At 64.4% G+C, this 13857-nt stretch carries 11 protein-coding genes; 9 read left to right on the top strand and 2 right to left on the bottom strand.

Annotated features, from left to right (window positions below; genetic code table 11):
• Positions 1-49: 49 nt before the first annotated feature.
• Together ACO1P8_RS04370 and map are read right to left on the bottom strand one after the other, a co-directional pair.
• Positions 50-2698 (bottom strand): [protein-PII] uridylyltransferase, encoded by a 2649-nt coding sequence (locus tag ACO1P8_RS04370; RefSeq protein WP_486294693.1) that lies wholly within the window; start codon positions 2696-2698, stop codon positions 50-52.
• A gap of 30 nt (positions 2699-2728) precedes the next feature.
• Entirely contained in the window at positions 2729-3550 is an 822-nt protein-coding gene (gene map / locus ACO1P8_RS04365) for a type I methionyl aminopeptidase (protein ID WP_486294692.1), read from the bottom strand.
• Positions 3551-3830: 280 nt separating this feature from the next.
• Here map and rpsB point away from each other — a divergent pair, with 280 nt between their 5' ends.
• The 9 genes from rpsB (at position 3831) to bamA (ending at position 13824) form a co-directional block, all read left to right on the top strand.
• Entirely contained in the window at positions 3831-4580 is a 750-nt protein-coding gene (gene rpsB / locus ACO1P8_RS04360; protein ID WP_094841757.1) for a 30S ribosomal protein S2, read from the top strand.
• A gap of 142 nt (positions 4581-4722) precedes the next feature.
• On the top strand, positions 4723-5601 hold the full coding sequence (gene tsf, locus ACO1P8_RS04355; RefSeq protein ID WP_486294691.1) for a translation elongation factor Ts: 879 nt from the start codon (positions 4723-4725) through the stop codon (positions 5599-5601).
• Positions 5602-5709: 108 nt separating this feature from the next.
• Positions 5710-6426 (top strand): UMP kinase, encoded by a 717-nt coding sequence (gene pyrH, locus ACO1P8_RS04350; RefSeq protein ID WP_094847147.1) that lies wholly within the window; start codon positions 5710-5712, stop codon positions 6424-6426.
• Positions 6427-6441: 15 nt separating this feature from the next.
• Positions 6442-7002, top strand: coding sequence for a ribosome recycling factor (gene frr, locus ACO1P8_RS04345; RefSeq protein WP_486294690.1), 561 nt, complete (start codon positions 6442-6444; stop codon positions 7000-7002).
• 31 nt (positions 7003-7033) lie between these two features.
• Positions 7034-7798, top strand: a complete 765-nt coding sequence (gene uppS / locus ACO1P8_RS04340; RefSeq protein ID WP_486294689.1) for a polyprenyl diphosphate synthase — start codon at positions 7034-7036, stop codon at positions 7796-7798.
• 80 nt (positions 7799-7878) lie between these two features.
• Complete coding sequence (locus ACO1P8_RS04335) at positions 7879-8742, top strand: phosphatidate cytidylyltransferase (protein ID WP_486294688.1); 864 nt, start codon at positions 7879-7881, stop codon at positions 8740-8742.
• Positions 8739-9956 (top strand): 1-deoxy-D-xylulose-5-phosphate reductoisomerase, encoded by a 1218-nt coding sequence (locus tag ACO1P8_RS04330; protein WP_486294687.1) that lies wholly within the window; start codon positions 8739-8741, stop codon positions 9954-9956. Before ACO1P8_RS04335 ends, ACO1P8_RS04330 begins: the two co-directional genes overlap by 4 nt.
• Positions 9957-10034: 78 nt before the next feature.
• Positions 10035-11369 carry an RIP metalloprotease RseP gene (gene rseP / locus ACO1P8_RS04325; protein WP_486294686.1) on the top strand — a complete coding sequence of 445 codons (1335 nt, stop codon included), beginning with the start codon at positions 10035-10037 and terminating at the stop codon, positions 11367-11369.
• A 121-nt stretch (positions 11370-11490) separates the two neighbouring features.
• Positions 11491-13824 carry an outer membrane protein assembly factor BamA gene (gene bamA, locus ACO1P8_RS04320; protein ID WP_486294685.1) on the top strand — a complete coding sequence of 778 codons (2334 nt, stop codon included), beginning with the start codon at positions 11491-11493 and terminating at the stop codon, positions 13822-13824.
• Positions 13825-13857 lie beyond the last annotated feature (33 nt).

Genomic DNA, 13857 nt, shown 5'->3' with positions numbered 1-13857 from the left:
CCCTTTCCGGCTTCTTCAGGCGAGGCCGGCATCCCTGGCGGTGCGCCGGTCAGGCGGCCGCGCGCTGCGTGCCGTCTCCGGCGAGTGCATCCAGGATCGCGCGTTCGAATTGCATCTGCGTCCGCGGCCTTTCCAGGGCTTCGCCTTCGATAATGAAGACGTCCTCCACGCGATCGCCCAGCGTCATGACCTTGGCCATCTGCAGGTTCACGCCGTGTTCGACGAAAACCCGCGCCAGTGCATGCAGCAGGCCGGGCCTGTCCGTTGCCGTGACGGACAGGCGCCACGATTTGCTGCGCTCGTCCGGCTGCAGCTCGGCCTGCGGCGGAACCGGGAATACGCGCGACATGCGTGACTGCCGCGAGCGCCCGTAAGGTGCCGTCCGGGTCGTACCGGCCTGCGAGAAGGTGCGCGGGTCCTTCAGGCGTACCGCCAGTTCGTGTTCCACCAGCGCCGCCTGCGCGCGCAGGTCGCTGGCGCCGTCGGGCAGCAGCACGATGAAGCTGTCCAGTGCCCAGCCGTGCCGCGTCGTGTGGATGCGGGCGTCCTGGATACTCAGGGACTTGGCGTCGAAATATCCGCAGATGGCGGCGAACAGGTCGGGCGTGTCGCGCGTATAGACCATGATCTGCAAGCCTTCGCTCTGCTCCGTGGGGCGTGCCTTAACCACCGCATGTTCCGGCGCGGGCTGGTGGTACAGATGGCGCGTATGCCAGGCGATATCCGATGCGTCGTGGCGCAGGAAGTAGGCGACGTCCAGCTGCTTCCAGAACGCTTCCCGCGCGTCGTCGCGCAAGCCGGCCAGGCGCGTCAGTCGCGCGGCCTCTGCCTTGCGGTGATTGAGCACGGTACTGGCGTCGTGATGTGCGCCGCCCAGCGCGCCCAGCGTCAGGCGATACAGATCTTCCAGCAACTTGCCTTTCCAGGCATTCCAGACCTTGGGACTGGTACCGCGGATATCGGCCACCGTCAGCAGATACAAGGCGGTAAGGTGGCGCTCGTCTTTCACCGAGGCCGCGAATTCGCGCACGACTTCCGGGTCGGACAGGTCGCGCTTCTGCGCCACGGTGGACATCAGCAGATGCTGGCGGACCAGGAATTCGACCAATTCCGCGTCTTCCGGAGACAAACCGTGCTCGTGGGCGAACTTGCGTACTTCCCGGGCGCCCAGTTCGGAGTGATCGCCCCCGCGGCCTTTGGCGATGTCGTGGAAAAGCGCCGCGACATACAGCAGCCAATGGTGGTCCAGTTCGGAAATCAACTGGCTGGCGAAGGGATACTCCTGCGCGTGCTCCGGCATGGTGAAGCGCCGCAGGTTGCGGATCACCGTCAGCGTATGCTGGTCTACCGTATAGACATGGAACAAATCATGCTGCATCTGGCCGACGATGCGGCGGAAAACCGGCAGGTAGCGCGGCAGGATGTTCAGCATCGTCATGCGGCGCAGTTCGTGCACGATGCCTGAGGGCTGCTGCAGGATCTGCAGGAACAGGCGGCGGTTGACCGGATTGCGGCGAAACTGCGCATCGATGCGATGCCGCGCGTGCCAGATCGCGCGTACCGTGCGTGCCGACATGCCTTTCAAATGGGGATGCTGCTGCATCACCAGAAAAGCCCGCAGCAGCAGCGTCGGATTGCGCTCGAAGGCGTCGTCGCGGATGATGTCCAGCCGGTCATGCAGGCTGCGGAAGTCGTCATCGATATCGCGCGCGTCGGAGGCGGGGCGGGGAAACAGCCTTTCCTCGATATTCTGGACCAGGATGGAATTCAACTGCGTGACCAGCCTGGCCGCCCAGTAGTAGCGCTGCATCATCAATTCGCTGGCGCGCCGCGTGGCGGTGGCCTTGATGCCGTAGACCTCCGCCAGCGCGGGCTGCAGGTCGAACAGCACACGATCTTCGCGCCGCCTGGACATCAAATGCAGTTCGATGCGCAGCCGCTTGAACGCCTGTTCCGCGCGCCGCAGGCCGCGTGCTTCGGATTCCGTCAGCAAGCCCGCCCTGGCGATCTCCCGCCAGCTTTCGCCGAAGCCGGCCGCGCGCGCCATCCACATGATGACCTGCAGGTCGCGCAGGCCGCCCGGGGATTCCTTGCAGTTCGGTTCCAGCGCGTAGGGCGTGTCCTGGTAGCGCGCATGGCGTTGCTGCATTTCGGCGCGCTTGGCGCGAAAGAACACGGCGGGATCCAGGCGCGCCCGCATGGCCGCATCGAAGGTTTTCATCAGGGCGCGATTGCCCGCCAGCCAGCGCGATTCGAGCAGGGCTGTTTCGACCGTAATGTCCGCGTCGGCCTCGCGTTCGCAATCGGCGATGGTCCGCACGCTGTGGCCAGGCTCCAGCCCGAGGTCCCACAGGGCCGCCACCAGCCTTTCGATGGCAGATTCTTCGTCCGGAGACGGCCGGTGCGGCAGCAGGATGAGCAGATCGACATCGGAATGCGGATACAGCTCGCCGCGACCGTACCCGCCTACCGCGGCCAACACTGCGCCGGGCGGCAAAGGACATTGCTTGATCAGGTCCCGCAGCGTCTGGTCTGTGATGCGCCGTAGCTCGTGCAGCAGCGGATCGGGCCGTTCGTGCTCGCGGAAGGCCGCGATGGCTGCGTCGCGCCGGGCGCGCATGCGCGCGCGCAGCGCCGGCAGATCGGCGACGGCAGCGTCGGCCGACGGCGCGAAGGAAGGTTCGGCTTGCGTACTCATACGGCGGGGTCCTTCCGGTGTCGGCGGCGCTCAGGCCACTGGAACGGGGATACTTTCCGTCACGAACTCGGGCGGGGCGGGCATTCCGGGCGAGACGGTCAGGACCTCGTAGCCGGATTCCGTCACCAGGATGGTGTGTTCCCATTGGGCGGACAGGCTGTGGTCACGGGTGACGACCGTCCAACCATCCGAGAGCTGACGGATTTCACGCCGTCCCGCATTGATCATGGGTTCGATCGTGAAAATCATGCCCGGGACCAATTTCACGCCGGTTCCGGGCTTGCCATAGTGCAGGACCTGGGGATCTTCATGGAAGCGCCGTCCCACGCCGTGGCCGCAAAATTCCCGCACCACGGAAAAACCGTTGCCTTCGGCATGCTTCTGGATGGCATTGCCGATGTCGCCCAGCGTGGCGCCGGGGCGTACCTGGCGGATGCCCAGCCACATGCATTCATAGGTGATGTCGGACAGGCGGCGTGCCAGGATGGACGGCTCGCCGACATAGAACATCCGGCTGGTATCGCCGAACCAGCCATCCTTGATGATGGTGACGTCGATATTCAATACGTCCCCATTTTTCAGCACCTTGTCGCCCGGGATGCCGTGGCAGACCTGATGGTTGACCGAAGTGCAGATGGCGCCCGGGAAAGGGGGGTAACCCGGAGGCGCATACCCAACGGTGGCGGATTTGACCTGCAACTCCGTGGTCAGATAGTCCAGCGCCAGGCGGTCCAGCTCGCCTGTCGTGACGCCGGGCTTCACGAAGGGCGTCAGGTAATCCAGTACGCGAGCGGCGTCCTGGCAGGCCAGGCGCATTTTGTCGAGGTCGGCGGGGTCGGTGACTATGCCCATGTATCAGCTTGAGGATTGGCTTGGAAAAATAGTAGAATTATAGGCTTCCCTGAAAAAGCAGGGGGAAGTCGTTCGGGTAATCAACTCAGTGATCTGGTTCGGTGAGCTGACTCGATGATCTGACTCGACGGCTGCTTTGTCGACTGCTTTGAAATCGCGCGCCACGCCAACGAGGGTGTCGAAGGTAGTGCCGGTTACGGTCCCTGGGTCCCTGGGTCCCAGGACCGCGGTGTACCGGACGATACGGGCATGGCGCAAGTCCAAACCCTTGGAGATTACTATGTCCCTCATGCGCGAAATGCTGGAAGCCGGTGTCCACTTCGGTCACCAGACCCGTTACTGGAACCCGAAGATGGCCCCGTTCATCTTCGGTCAGCGTAACAAGATCCACATCATCAATCTCGAACAGACGGTTGGCAAGTATGTCGAAGCCACCAAGTTCGTCAAGCAATTGGCCGCCCGGGGCGGCAATATCCTGTTCGTCGGCACCAAGCGCGCCGCGCGCGAGCTCATCGCCGCCGAAGCCGCCCGTTGCGGCATGCCCTACGTCGATGCCCGCTGGCTCGGCGGCATGCTGACCAACTTCAAGACGGTCAAGACCTCGATCAAGCGCCTGAAGGATATGGAAGCGGTGGTCGCCGAGGGCGGCGCCGAGCGCATGATCAAGAAGGAAGGCCTGCTGTTCCAGCGCGAGCTGGAAAAGCTGAACAAGTCCATGGGCGGTATCAAGGATATGACCGGCCTGCCTGACGCGATGTTCGTCATCGACGTCGGCTACCACAAGATCGCCATCGCCGAAGCACGCAAGCTGGGCATCCCGGTCGTGGCCGTGGTCGATACCAACCATTCCCCGGACGGTATCGATTACGTCATCCCCGGCAATGACGACTCCGCCAAGGCCATCGCGCTGTATGCCAAGGGCATCGCCGACGCTGTGCTGGAAGGTCGCGAGCAGAACCTGAACGGTCTGGTCGAAGAGGGTGGCGAGGGCCAGGAAGAGTTCGTCGAAGTCCAGGACGGCCAAGCCTGATTTTAAAGGGTCCGCGGCGCCGGCAAGCCGGCTTGCCGCCGCCGCGTGGGGCAAGGCCCGGGCGTCCGCATGGACGCGCCCCCCGTATCGAAACGCCATGCCCCGGCTTGCCGGGGCATGCTTTAGGAAGAATGGAGCGAACATGGCTGAAATTACCGCCTCGATGGTCAAGGAACTGCGCGAGAAGACCGACGCGCCCATGATGGAATGCAAGAAGGCGCTGACCGAAGCCCAGGGCGACCTGGCTCGCGCCGAGGAAATTCTGCGCGTCAAGCTGGGCAACAAGGCCAGCAAGGCCGCCGCGCGCGTCACCGCCGAAGGGCTGATCGGCCTGTATATCTCGCCCGACGCCAAGCAAGGCGCCGTCATCGAAGTCAATTGCGAAACCGACTTCGTGGCCAAGAACAACGACTTCGTGGCCTACGTCAATACGCTGGCCGAGCTGGTCGCGACCAAGAACCCGGCCGATGTGGCCGCGCTGTCCGAATTGCCCCTGGAAGGCGGCACGGTGGAAACCGTTCGTACCGCCCTGGTCGGCAAGATCGGCGAGAACATCTCCATCCGCCGCTTCCAGCGCATGGAGACCGCCAATAAGCTGGCCAGCTACGTGCATAGCGGCAAGATCGGCGTGCTGGTCGACTTCAACGGCGCCGACAGCGTCGGCAAGGACCTGGCCATGCACATCGCGGCCACCAAGCCCAAGGCGCTGAACGCCGACGGCGTGCCGGCCTCCGATATCGCTACCGAGCGCTCCGTCGCCGAGCAGAAAGCCGCCGAATCGGGCAAGCCCGCCGAAATCGTGGCCAAGATGGTCGAAGGGTCGGTGCAGAAGTTCCTGAAGGAAGTCACGCTGCTGTCGCAGCCCTTCGTCAAGAACGACAAGCAGACTGTTGAGCAGATGTTGAAGGCCGAAAGCGCCGGTATCGCCGCTTTTGCGCTTTTCATCGTCGGCGAAGGTATCGAAAAGAAAGCCACCGACTTCGCGGCGGAAGTCGCCGCCGCCGCTGCCGGCCGCGCCTGATAAGCTTCCTTATCCGTACGCATTGCAGCTTTTTTATTACAGGCCGGCGACTGACCGGCCTGTTTCTTGTCTTACACTTCCGTCGGGTCGTTTCCAGGGATATCGCTCATGGCCAGCAGATCGTATAAGCGGGTTCTTCTAAAACTGTCCGGCGAAGCGCTGATGGGTGAGGACGCGTTCGGCATCAACCGCGCCACCATTGCCCGGATGACCGAGGAAATCGCGGAAATCGTCAACCTGGGCGTGGAGTTGGCCATCGTCATCGGCGGCGGCAATATTTTCCGCGGCGTGGCGCCGGGTGCCCAGGGCATGGACCGGGCCACGGCCGATTACATGGGTATGATGGCCACCATCATGAACGCCCTGGCGCTGCAGGATGCGCTGAAACACCGCAGCGTCGATACCCGGGTGCAGTCGGCCCTGAATATCGAGCAGGTCGTCGAACCCTATATCCGCCCCAAGGCGTTGCGGTACCTGGAAGAGGGCAAGGTGGTGATCTTCGCCGCCGGCACCGGCAATCCGTTTTTCACCACCGACACCGCGGCCGCGCTGCGCGGCGCCGAGATCGGGGCGGAAATCGTCCTGAAGGCGACCAAGGTGGATGGCATCTACAGCGCGGATCCCAACAAGGATCCCACCGCCACGCGGTATTCCCGCATCAGCTTCGACGAAGCCATCGTGCGCCGTCTCGAAGTCATGGACGCGACTGCGTTCGCGCTGTGCCGCGACCAGAAGCTGCCCATCAAGGTGTTTTCCATCAACAAGTCAGGCGCGCTGAAGCGCGCGGTGACCGGTGAAGATGAAGGTACCCTGGTACACGTTTGAATTGAAGGAGTCGCAATGAGCGTCGCAGACATTAAAAAATCGGCCGAGTCCCGGATGGCCAAGTCCATCGAAACGCTCAAGGTCAATCTGTCGAAGATTCGTACCGGCCGCGCGCATACCGGTATCCTGGATCACGTGCACGTCGAATACTACGGCTCTCCCGTGCCGATCAGCCAGGTGGCCAACGTCAATCTGGTGGACGCGCGCACGATCAGCGTGCAGCCCTACGAGAAAAACATGGCCGGCCCGATCGAGAAGGCCATCCGCGAATCCGACCTCGGCCTCAATCCCGTCTCGATGGGCGAAACCATCCGCGTGCCCATGCCCGCGCTGACCGAGGAGCGTCGCCGCGACCTGACCAAGGTCGTCAAGAACGAAGGCGAGGACGCCAAGATCGCCGTCCGCAACCTGCGCCGGGAAGGCAACGAGGCCTTGAAGAAGCTGGTCAAGGACAAATCCATCTCCGAGGACGAGGAACGCCGCGCGCAGGACGAAATCCAAAAACTGACCGATCGCTGCGTTGCGGAAATCGACAAGCTGATCGCCACGAAAGAAGCGGAGATCATGACCGTTTGACGCGAAACCCGCGCACGATCTTTTCATCCTCATGACTATCAGTTCCACCCAGGCGGTGCCCCAGACCTCGGCCATCCCGAAGCATGTCGCCATCATCATGGACGGCAACGGCCGCTGGGCGACGCGCAGGCACCTGCCGCGCACCGCCGGGCACGCCAAAGGCGTGCAGGCCGTGCGGCGCGTCGTGGAAGCTTGCGGGCGCCGCGGCGTCCGCTACCTGACCCTGTTCGCCTTCAGTTCCGAAAACTGGCGCCGGCCGGCCGAAGAAGTCTCGCTGCTGATGCGGCTTTTCGTGCAGGCGCTGGAACGGGAAGTCGGCAAGCTGGATGCGCAGGGTGTGCGGCTGCATGTGGTGGGCGACCTTGCTCCCTTCGAGCCCCGCCTGCGGGACCTGATCGAACAGGCCCAGGCACGCACGGCGCACAACGACCAGCTGCATCTGTCGGTCTGCGCCAACTATGGCGGACGTTGGGACATCCTGCAGGCCATGCGCCGCATGGTCTCGGAAAACCCCGCCCTGGCGCAGGCGCCGGAGCAGATCGACGAAGCCACGCTCAGCCGCTACCTTTCCATGGCCTGGGCGCCCGAACCGGACCTGTTCATCCGCACCGGCGGCGAGCAGCGCATCTCGAACTACCTCATCTGGCAGCTCGCGTATACCGAGCTCTACTTCACCGATCTCTACTGGCCGGATTTCGGCGCCGCCGAATTGGAAGAGGCCTTCGAGTGGTACCGGACCCGGGAAAGGCGCTTCGGGCGCACCAGCGCCCAGGTCAATGCAACCACGAATCGCTGATCGGGTACTGTTCCAATAAAAAGGCGGCAGAATACGCCATACCCGCCATCGCGGCGGGCTGCCCCAGACCAGGAGACTTCATGCTGCGCCAGCGTATCGTCACAGCCGTCATCCTTCTTGCCGTCCTGGCCGCCACCATGGCGGCTCCGACGCCCTGGCCCTTCATGGCCCTGCTTGCGCTGGCGACGGCCTGTGCCGGCTGGGAATGGGCGCGCCTGACATTGCCCGCGCAAGGCGGGCCCGGGGCCGTGGTCGTCGGTGCCGCGCTGGGTATCGCGGCCTTGTGCGTGACGGTCTGGTGGACGGGCGGCAGCCGCTACGAATTCGCCGACGAGGCGTCGCGCGCCTTGCTGTTCAATTGGTTCGTCCCCTTGTCGGCGCTGCTGTGGATCTTCGGCGGGACGACCGCGGTGGTGCGCGGGCGCAGCGATGCGCCGCCGGCCAGTATGGCCCTGACGATGTTCGCCATCCTGGCACTGATGGCGGCATGGGCGGTGCTGGCCCTGCTTTTCATGATGCGTGGGCCGGTGTTCCTGCTGACTCTGCTGGCCCTGGTATGGGCGGCCGATATCGCCGCCTACTTCGGCGGGCGCGCGCTGGGGCGGCACAAGCTGGCCCCGCGCGTCAGCCCCGGAAAAACCATCGAGGGGGCCATCTGCGGCATCCTCGCAGCCGTCGCGTGGATTGGTATCAGCAGCCATTGGGACGGCACTTTCGGCCATGCCCTGGTCGAGCGCTGGACGCTGTGGGGCGCACTGCCGATCGCGGCGCTGCTGGGTGCGGTCTCCATCATCGGCGACCTGTTCGAATCCTTGCTCAAGCGGCGCGCCGGCCGCAAGGACTCCAGTAACCTGTTGCCTGGGCACGGTGGGGTCTATGATCGCATCGACGCCATCCTGCCGGTGGCGCCGATAGCCTTGCTTCTCAGTGGAGTATTGTTTTGACTGCGTTTCAGCGTATCGCCGTGCTGGGTTCCACGGGATCGATCGGCGAAAGCACCCTGGACGTGATTGCCCGGCATCCGGACCGCCTCGCGGTGCATGCGCTGTCCGCGCATAGCCGCATGGAGAAGCTGGCGGAGCAGGCACGGGCCAGCGGCGCGCGTGTCGTGGTCGTGCCCGATGCGGCAGCCAGGGAGCGGTTCCTCCTGGCCTGGGGCTCGGATACGCCGCTGCCGCAGGTCCGGGTAGGCGCCCAGGCCCTGGCCGATACGGCCGCCGATCCCGATTGCGATACAGTCATGGCCGCCATCGTGGGCGCGGCGGGCCTGCCTTCGGCGCTGGCGGCGGCTCGCGCCGGCAAGCGCGTACTGCTGGCCAACAAGGAAGCGCTGGTCGCCGCGGGCTCGTTGTTCATGGGCGCGGTCCGCGACCACGGGGCCGAACTGCTGCCCATAGACAGCGAGCACAACGCGATTTTCCAATGCCTGCCCCATGGCGAGCGCGCCTCGGCCCCCACGCGTCCCGCCGCGGGTGTGCGCCGGCTGATCCTGACGGCGTCGGGCGGGCCATTCCGCCAGCACGATCCCGAACTGCTGCACCGCATTACCCCGGCACAGGCCTGCAAGCATCCGAACTGGAGCATGGGACGCAAGATCTCGGTCGATTCCGCCACCATGTTGAACAAGGGCCTGGAAGTTATCGAGGCCCATTGGCTGTTCGCCATGCCGCAGGATCGCATCGAGGTCCTGGTCCATCCCCAGAGCGTCGTGCATTCCATGGTGGAGTACCAGGACGGTTCCGTCCTCGCGCAATTGGGCCAGCCGGACATGCGTACCCCGATTGCCTACGCGCTGGGCTTTCCCGACAGACTGGCCAGCGGGGTGGGCTTGCTCGACCTGGCCCGCCTGGGACGCCTGGATTTCGAAACGCCCGACCTGCGGCGCTTTCCTTGCCTGCGTTTGGCGTTCGACGCCCTGGCGGCGGGGCAGGGCGCCTGCATCGCGCTGAATGCCGCCAACGAGATTGCCGTGGACGCCTTCCTGCGCGAACGCCTGCCCTACACCCGTATTTCCGCCGTCATCGCCGAGACCCTGGAGTGGCATGCCGGTCGGCCATCTGTTACCCTGAACCACCTCGACGACGTCCTTGCGGAAGATGCTGCGGCCCGTGCGCAGGCTGAACAAATCCAGGCGCGTTCCGTCCCCGCCGGCCACTGATTAGCCGTCTCGCCGGGCCGCTCCGCCCCGGCGCCCGCGCGGGTGGCCGGGTGGTCTCACCAATTCGGTACTCGCTACATGCTTTTCACCTTGCTCGCCTTTGCCGTCGCGCTGGGCATCCTGATTACCTTCCACGAGCTCGGCCACTATTGGGCGGCCCGGCTGTGCGGCGTACGGGTGCTGCGATTCTCCATCGGCTTCGGCCGCGTGCTCCTGCGCCGGGTCGACCGCCATGGCACGGAATGGGCTGTGTCGGCAATTCCGCTGGGCGGCTACGTCAAAATGCAGGACGACCCGCCACCGGGCGCGACGGCGGCCGAGGCCGCGCAGGCTTTCCATCCCCAGCCTGTGGGCAAGCGCATCCTGATCGTCGTCGCCGGGCCGGTCTTCAACCTGATCCTGGCCGTATTCCTGTACGCCGGGCTGAACTTCGCGGGCGTACAGGAGCCGGTCGCCCTGGTTGCCCAGCCCGCGGCCGGCACGGCGGCCGCTCGCGCCGGTTTCCAGGCGGGCGACCAGATCGTTTCGATCGACGGGCAGGCGATAAACTCGTGGAACGACGCGCGCTGGCAGTTGATGGATCATGTTTCCACCGGCGGTCGCATCCAGATCGGCGTGAAAACTGCGCATGGTGTGGCCCAGGAGCGCGATCTCACCCTGGGTGAAAGCTCCCTGGATCCGGCGCAGGGCGATCCCTTGGCGCTGGCCGGCCTGCGCTTGCGCGAACCGCAGCCCGTGGTGCGCGGCGTGATCGCCGGCAGTGCGGGGGAGCAGGCCGGCCTGCGTGCCGGCGATGTCATTCTGGATGTCGACGGCAAACCGGTGCAGGATGTCAGCGCGGTGGTGGGCAGCGTGCAGCAGCGGGCCGGCCAGCCGGTGCCGCTGCGTGTTCGGCGAGATGGCGCGGACGTCACCCTGACCGTGACGCCGCGGGCCGAACGCATTGAAAACGGCGAAACGGTCGGGCGCATCGGCGTTCAGTTAGGCGGCGACGTCCCCATGGTGAGCGTGCGCTACGGCCCGGTGGACAGCCTCTGGCAGGGCGCCACCCGCACGGCGGATACGGCGTGGTTCTCGCTACGCATGATGGGGCGCATGGTCACGGGCGCCGTCTCGTGGCGCAACATCAGCGGGCCGGTCACCATCGCGGACTACGCGGGGCAGACAGCCCGCGTCGGCCTGGCGGCCTATATCGCTTACCTCGCCTTGATCAGTATCAGCCTGGGCGTACTTAACCTGTTGCCCATTCCCATGCTGGATGGGGGGCATCTGCTGTATTACCTGATCGAAATCGTGCGCGGCAGCCCGCCGCCTTCACGTTGGCTGGACATCGGCCAGCGTGCCGGGTTGGGCCTCCTTGCGGGGCTGATGGGCCTGGCGCTATTCAATGATTTCGCGCGGCTTTTCACCTAGGTGGTCATCGACGGACGCCCGCGGGACGGCCTGCGCCTTTCGCTTGGGCGTGTTCTGCCTTAAAATCCCCCGCCATTTGCACCAATAACTCCGCCGTTTGGACCACCAAGGATCGCCCAGGATGTTTTTCCGCTGGATGTTTAAGCCCAACAAGGGTGTTTGGGCGGGCCTCATCGCCATGTTGCTGCTGTTGCCGGCAATGGCGCAGGCCTTCGAACCCTTTGTCGTCAAGGACATCCGGGTGGAGGGCATACAGCGTATCGACGCCGGCACGGTCTTCGGCTACCTGCCGTTCAAGGTGGGCGACACGTTCACGGAAGACACCGCCACCGAATCGGTGCGCCGCTTGTACGGCAGCGGTTTTTTCAGCGACGTTCGCATCGATACCAACAACAATGTCGTGGTCGTGGTGGTGCAGGAGCGCGCGACCATCGCGTCGATCACGTTCAACGGCATGCGGGAATTCGACAGCAAGGCGATTCTCGAGTCGTTGCGCAACGTCGGCTTCGCCGAGGGGCGCATCTTCGACCGGTCCATGCTGGAACGCGCCGAACTTGAACTCAAGCAGCAGTACATGTCCAAGGGCAAGTACGGCGTGGAGGTCACTTCCACGGTGACACCGCTACCTCGTAATCGCGTGGGTATCAGCTTCGACATTTTCGAAGGCGATGTGGCCCGTATCCGCGAAATCCATTTCGTCGGCAACAAGGCCTTCTCGCAGAGCGAATTGCTGGACCAGATCCAGATGACCACGCCGGGCTGGCTGACCTGGTACACCGACACCGACAAGTATTCGCGCGAAAAGCTCGAAGGCGACGTCGAACGCATCCGCTCGTTCTACCTGGATCGCGGCTACCTGGAAGTGGCGGTCGAGCCGCCGCAGGTCACGATCTCGCCTGACCGCAAGGACATCTTCATCACCTATACGCTGCACGAAGGCGAGCCCTACAAGGTTCGCAGCGTCAAGCTGGCGGGCAACCTGCTGGGGCTGGACAAGCAGATCGAAGCCTTGCTGCAGGTCAAGCCGGGCGAAACGTTCTCCGCCGCCAAGACGAACGATAGCGCCAAGGCCATCACGGATTACCTGGGCCAGCTCGGCTACGCGTTCGCCAACGTCAATCCGAACCCGCAGCTGGACCGCGCCAAGCACGAGGCCGATCTGACGTTCTACGTCGATCCCAGCCGCCGCGTTTACGTGCGCCGTATCCAGATCGGTGGCAACACGCGCACCCGCGACGAAGTCGTGCGCCGCGAAATGCGCCAGGAAGAAGCCGCGTGGTACGACGCCGGCGAGATCAAGACCTCGCGTGACCGTATCGACCGCCTGGGCTATTTCAACGACGTCAACGTCAAGACCGATCCGGTCCCCGGGTCGCCAGACCAGGTCGACGTCAACGTGGACGTCAAGGAAAAACCCACCGGCATGGTCAACCTGGGTGTGGGCTATGGCTCCACCGACCGCGCCATCCTTAGCGCCGGTATCAGCGAAGACAACGTTTTCGGCAGCGGTACCAACCTGACGCTGCAGTTCAACACCAGCAAGACCAACCGCGCCGCGGTGCTGTCCCATACCGACCCGTACTGGACGAAGGACGGCATCAGCCGTACCACCTCCCTGTACTACCGCCAGACCCGTCCGTTCATCGATAACGATGGCGAGTACCGGGTGGACACCATGGGCCTGGGGATGAACTTCGGCGTGCCCATTTCGGAGTACGACCGTATCATCCTGGGCGCGTCCTTCGAGCGGAACAGGGTTCACCTCAACAGCAACTCGCCGCTGGCCTACCAGGAATATGTCGACCAGTACGGCGAATCGACCAACGCGGTGCTGCTGACCACCGGCTGGAACAAGGACACCCGCGACAGCGCGCTGGCGCCGACCCGGGGTTACTTCACCAAGCTGCAGGCCAACGTGTCGACGATGGACCTGAAGTACACCATGCTGTCCGCGCAGCAGCAGTACTACCTGCCGCTGGGCCGCAGCTATACGCTCGCACTCAATGGCATGGTGGACTGGGGCACCGCTTATGGCGGCAAGGACTTCCCGGTGATCAAGGACGTGTATGCGGGCGGTATCGGTTCCGTGCGCGGTTACGAGGGCGCGTCCCTGGGTCCGCGTGACTCGCTGACCGGCGATTACCTCGGCGGCGCGCGGCGCATGGTGGCCAATGCGCAGCTTTACCTGCCTTTCCCCGGCGCCACCAAGGACAAAACCTTGCGCTGGTTCCTCTTTACGGACGCGGGGCGCGTGCAACCGGGTACCGGCATGACCTGCACGGGCGGCAAGAACAACGAGGTAGAGGATCCCTGCGGATGGCGCTATTCGGCCGGTGTCGGCCTGTCGTGGCAGTCGCCGCTGGGGCCGCTGCAATTGTCCTACGGCCATCCGCTCAACGCGAAGCCGGGTGACGACACCCAGACCTTCCAGTTCCAGATCGGTACTGGTTTCTAAACGCTAGTCAAAGGTGGCCGGATGTTTCCGGCC

The sequence above is a fragment of the Bordetella sp. genome (genome assembly GCF_057362025.1).
This window is presented reverse-complemented; position numbering and strand designations above follow the sequence as displayed.

Bases quoted from the DNA above. Each gene is read 5' to 3' on its own strand.
- ACO1P8_RS04370 (WP_486294693.1), bottom strand. From the start codon at position 2,698: ATGAGTACGCAAGCCGAACCTTCCTTCGCGCCGTCGGCCGACGCTGCC.
- map (WP_486294692.1), bottom strand. From the start codon at position 3,550: ATGGGCATAGTCACCGACCCCGCCGACCTCGACAAAATGCGCCTGGCC.
- rpsB (WP_094841757.1), top strand. From the start codon at position 3,831: ATGTCCCTCATGCGCGAAATGCTGGAAGCCGGTGTCCACTTCGGTCAC.
- tsf (WP_486294691.1), top strand. From the start codon at position 4,723: ATGGCTGAAATTACCGCCTCGATGGTCAAGGAACTGCGCGAGAAGACC.
- pyrH (WP_094847147.1), top strand. From the start codon at position 5,710: ATGGCCAGCAGATCGTATAAGCGGGTTCTTCTAAAACTGTCCGGCGAA.
- frr (WP_486294690.1), top strand. From the start codon at position 6,442: ATGAGCGTCGCAGACATTAAAAAATCGGCCGAGTCCCGGATGGCCAAG.
- uppS (WP_486294689.1), top strand. From the start codon at position 7,034: ATGACTATCAGTTCCACCCAGGCGGTGCCCCAGACCTCGGCCATCCCG.
- ACO1P8_RS04335 (WP_486294688.1), top strand. From the start codon at position 7,879: ATGCTGCGCCAGCGTATCGTCACAGCCGTCATCCTTCTTGCCGTCCTG.
- rseP (WP_486294686.1), top strand. From the start codon at position 10,035: ATGCTTTTCACCTTGCTCGCCTTTGCCGTCGCGCTGGGCATCCTGATT.
- bamA (WP_486294685.1), top strand. From the start codon at position 11,491: ATGTTTTTCCGCTGGATGTTTAAGCCCAACAAGGGTGTTTGGGCGGGC.